We start from the raw sequence: 1,230 nt of genomic DNA on the forward strand, positions 1-1,230 counted from the left end.
CAGACCATACTCCGGTCGCTCGATACGTTGTTCTCGTACCAGTCGATCAACTCCCGCTGCTCCGCGTTCGTAAGCGCGCCGTGTCGCTCCTCGAACGCCGCGATGCGCGGGGGAAGCGGGCCCCAGCCGTCGCACACCCAGTCCATGAGGTAGACGTTCGCACGCCGCACCTGCTGCTTCTCCGCTGCCGTGAGCGGTGCGGTCGAAAACTTCTTGCGCGGAGGGTTCTGCCGACGGGGGTTCGCACGGGCGAGGGAGCAGTAGATGTCCCCATATGACCCGTAGTCAAGCAACTTGACCTTGCCCTCGTGTCTTCCCCACTGGAAGACGTAATCCGTCTCTCCAATACGACACCCTTGGGGGTGCTTGGCGAGACGCCTCCATCCGGCCCGCGCCTCTGCCTCTGAAACAGGCGTCTCCGCTTGCTCGGTAAGGAGAACAGTGCCGTCCTCCGAGATGTCGTGTACGGGCATGAGGTCGGGCAGCGGGGTTGCCTTCCAGAAGTCCGCTTCCGCACGGTTCTGCAAGTTGCCGTAGGCTTCAGCGGCGACCTTTGCGGCGAACCCGTCCCCCACGGCCACGACAACGCGCGTGCCGCCGACACCGAGCACCCGATACCCTGCCTCTCGCAACAGGGAAGCCAGCATTGTGCTGGCTCCGTCCGTGTGTTCGAGGGGGTCGAAGTACTCATACAGACGATCCTGCAAGTCCGGCGCGAGCGCAACGAGGTCGAGGTAGGCCCTCGGCAGGGTGGGGTTCCGCCGACGGGGGTTGGTGACGCGCTCGACGGTCACCGAGCCCCGCTTGCCCGGCGCGGAGGCGCGGCCCGCGCGCGATGCCCGCTCCACGGTGTCGTAGATGCGCCCGCCCGAGAGCGTCGTCTCGCGCGCCACGCGGACCATCGCACGGTCCCACGGCGCTCCGCCCTGCGCAGGGTAGGCGCGCTTCCTACCGCCCTTGGCGACGAACCGGGTGCGGTAGGTGCCGGGGATGCCACGGCGCACGTCGAGGCCACGGGGGTTCGTCTGCACGGGCACCACTTCGCGCGGCCAGCGGTGCATGTGTGTCCCCTCATCGTCGTCTTCTTCCTCATCGTCAGCGCGGAAGCCATGGCGACGGTAGAACCGCTCCAACTCCTCAAGGCTCATGCGTTCGTGCCCGAACGGGCGCGCATGCAGGTACAGCGAGATGCCGTGCTTGTCGGCGAGCCCGGTCAGGAACCGGAGCGCC

1 protein-coding gene is annotated in these 1,230 nt (G+C 67.2%); it reads right to left on the reverse strand.

Annotated elements, in window-relative coordinates; all coding sequences use genetic code 11:
• The coding region (locus EB084_25985; protein ID NDD31715.1) for a hypothetical protein at nucleotides 1-1,230 on the reverse strand (1,230 nt) is incomplete at both ends.

The sequence above is a fragment of the Pseudomonadota bacterium genome, assembly GCA_010028905.1.
GTDB lineage: Bacteria > Vulcanimicrobiota > Xenobia > RGZZ01 > RGZZ01 > RGZZ01.